Source organism: Collinsella sp. MSK.8.10 (assembly GCF_019041915.1).
Classification (GTDB): domain Bacteria; phylum Actinomycetota; class Coriobacteriia; order Coriobacteriales; family Coriobacteriaceae; genus Collinsella.
The window spans coordinates 1-3,293 of sequence record NZ_JAHPYF010000015.1 but is presented as its reverse complement, the minus strand read 5'-3'; the positions used below and the strand labels follow the sequence as shown (position 1 = coordinate 3,293).

General features: G+C 64.8%; 2 rRNA genes. Both read right to left on the bottom strand.

Features of this window, described 5'->3' with window-relative positions:
* Positions 1-20: 20 nt before the first annotated feature.
* A 5S ribosomal RNA gene (gene rrf, locus KTF55_RS09855) occupies positions 21-136 on the bottom strand.
* Positions 137-278: 142 nt separating this feature from the next.
* Positions 279-3,254, bottom strand: a 23S ribosomal RNA gene (locus KTF55_RS09850).
* Positions 3,255-3,293 lie beyond the last annotated feature (39 nt).

Below are 3,293 nucleotides of genomic sequence, written 5' to 3'. Positions count from 1 at the left end.
ACGGCTCGGTGCCGTCCACCGGTCAGCGGCGCCCTGGCCTCCCACGGGCTGACCCCGCAGTACTCTCGGCGCGATGGGGCTTAGCTTCCGGGTTCGGAACGGGACCGGGCGTGCCCCCCATGCTCTGGCCGCTGACCGGTGGGCGGCGCCCACCGTTACGGTGTCCGGTGTCTACTCACGTGCCCTGGGGGCCGCATGGCGCATAGGAAAGATGACTCGGGGGCATCCTCGTGCCCGGACCGCGCGTGAGCGCATGTCCCGCGGGCCGCGAGGTGCGGTTCCGGAAGAGCTCGGGCGATTAGTGCGGCTCGGCTGAGGCTGTCGCCAGCCTTGCACCTGCCGTCTATCGACCAGGTAGTCTACCTGGGCCCTTACCGGAAGGAGAACTAATCCCTGGAACGGCTTCCCGCTTAGATGCCTTCAGCGGTTATCCGCGCCGCACGCGGCTACCCGGCCGTGCCGTTGGTCGACAACCGGTTCACCGGAGGTGCGTCCACCCCGGTCCTCTCGTACTGGGGGCAGCCTCCATCGATTCTCCTGCGCCCACGGAGGATAGGGACCGAACTGTCTCACGACGTTCTGAACCCAGCTCGCGTACCGCTTTAAACGGCGAACAGCCGTACCCTTGGGACCTGCTCCAGCCCCAGGATGCGATGAGCCGACATCGAGGTGCCAAACCTTGCCGTCGATGTGGACTCTTGGGCAAGATCAGCCTGTTATCCCCGGAGTACCTTTTATCCGTTGAGCGACGGCCCACCCACTCGGGGCCGCCGGATCACTAGAGCCTGCTTTCGCACCTGCTCGGCTTGTGGGCCTCGCAGTCAAGCCCGCTTGTACTCTTGCATTCAAAAGGACGGTTGCCGACCGTCCCGAGCGGACCTTCGCGCGCCTCCGTTACCCTTTAGGAGGCGACCGCCCCAGTCAAACTGCCCGCCTGGCACGGTCCCCGAGCCGGTTGACGGCCTCGGGTTAGGACGCCGGTCGCGCGAGGGCAGTATTCCAAGGGCGGCTCCCCGGGGGCTGGCGCCTCCGGATCTTAGCCTCCTGCCTATCCTCTACACGCGGGACCAGCGGCCAATGCCAAGCTGCAGTGAAGGTTCACGGGGTCTTTCCGTCCTTCCGCGGGTAAGTCGCATCTTCACGACCAGTGCAATTTCACCGGGTCCATGGTCGAGACAGCGCCCAAGTCGTTGCGCCTTTCGTGCAGGTCGGAACTTACCCGACAAGGAATTTCGCTACCTTAGGACCGTTATAGTTACGGCCGCCGTTTACCGGGGCTTGGCTTCGGGGCTTCGCCGAAATGGCTAACTCCTCCGCGTGACCTTCCGGCACCGGGCAGGCGTCAGACCCTATACGTCGCCTTGCGGCTTCTGCAGAGTCCTGTGTTTTTGGTAAACAGTCGCTTGGGCCTCTCCACTGCGGCCCGCCTCCGCTCCCCGGGCAAGCCGGTTCACGTACGCGCGGGCACCCCTTCTCCCGAAGTTACGGGGCCATTGTGCCGAGTTCCTTGACCATGGTTGACCCGATCGCCTCGGTATGTTCTACCCACCCACCTGTGTCGGTTTGCGGTACGGGCGCGCACGCGCCTGCCTAGGGGTTTTTCTAGGGACCTCGGGCTCACTCGCTTCGCTCAGTCGCTTCGTCCGGAGCCTCGCCCTTGATGCGGACCGGATTTCCCTGGTCCGCGGGCCGCGCTCCATCACGGGGACGTCCAGAACCCCGCCGAGCCACCCCCATCCGTCGCCCCGTCGGTCGTAGCGCCGCGTGCGCGGTGCAGGAATGTCTGCCTGCTGCGCGTCGGCTACGCCTCCCGGCCTCGCCTTAGCCCCCGACTGACCCTGGGAGGATTAGCCTTGCCCAGGAAACCTCGGGTTCACGGCGGACGAGTTACTCTCTCGTCTCTCGCTACTCATGCCAGCATTCTCACTCCCATGCGCTCCACCGTCGGTCGCCCTCCGGCTTCACCGCCCATGGGAAGCTCCCCTACCGATTCTAATGAATTAAAATCCCGCCGCTTCGGTGTCCAGCTTAGCCCCGTGTATTGTCGGCGCATGTCCACTCGACCAGTGAGCTGTTACGCACTCTTTGAATGGATGGCTGCTTCTAAGCCAACATCCTGGTTGTCTGGGCGGACGCACATCCTTTGCCACTCGGCTGGAACTTGGGGACCTTAGCGGGCGGTCCGGGCTGTTTCCCTCTCGAGCACACAGCTTAGCCCACATGCTCTGACTGCCGCGCTCTGGGCCGCCGGCATTCGGAGTTCGGTTGGATTCGGTAGGCGGCGAAGCCCCCTCGTCCATCCGGTGCTCTACCTCCGGCGGTGAACGCGCGACGCTAGCCCTAAAGCTATTTCGGGGAGAACGAGATATCTCCGGGTTTGATTGGCCTTTCACCCCTATCCGCAGGTCATCGCCGCCGTTTTCAACCGACGTGCGTTCGGCCCTCCACGGGGTCTTACCCCCGCTTCAGCCTGCCCACGGATAGCTCACCCGGCTTCGCGTCCGCGGCGCGGGACTCAAGTCGCCCTGTTAAGGCTCGCTTTCGCTCCGGCTCCCTTTCGGTTAACCTCGCCCCGCGCCAGCGACTCGCTGGCTCATTCTACAAAAGGCACGCCGTCACACCATAAAGGTGCTCCGACTGCTCGTGGGCGCACGGTTTCAGGTACTGTTTCACTCCCCTCCCGGGGTGCTTTTCACCTTTCCCTCACGGTACTGGTGCGCTATCGGTCACAGGGTAGTACTCAGGCTTGGATGGTGGTCCACCCAGGTTCGGACCGGGTTTCACGTGCCCGGCCCTACTCAGGGACCGCGTCGCGCCGTCCGGTCTGGGTTCGCGTACGGGGCTGTCACCCGCTGCGGCCGGCCCTCCCATGCCGTTCCGCTCCCCAGCCGGACCTGCGCCCGGGGGCGGCAGCCCCCGGATGCGCGGCCCTGCAACCCCGTCGGCGGAACCCCTGCCGGGTATGCCCGCTCGACGGTTTGGCCATCGGTCCCCTTTCGCTCGCCGCTACTCGGGGAGTCTCGAGATTGATTTCCTCTCCTCCGGGTACTTAGATGTTTCAGTTCCCCGGGTTGTCCTCCCCACCCCTATGTGTTCGGGGTGGGGATATGCACACTGCTGTGCATGGGTTCGCCCATTCGGAGACCCCCGGGTCGAAGGATGTGTGCTCCTCGCCGGGGATTATCGCAGCTTGCCGCGTCCTTCATCGGCTCCCTGTGCCAAGGCATCCGCCGTGCGCCCGTGGTATCTTGCGGGACCGCATCGGGCCCGCGGGATATCCACGTGTCGCTAAT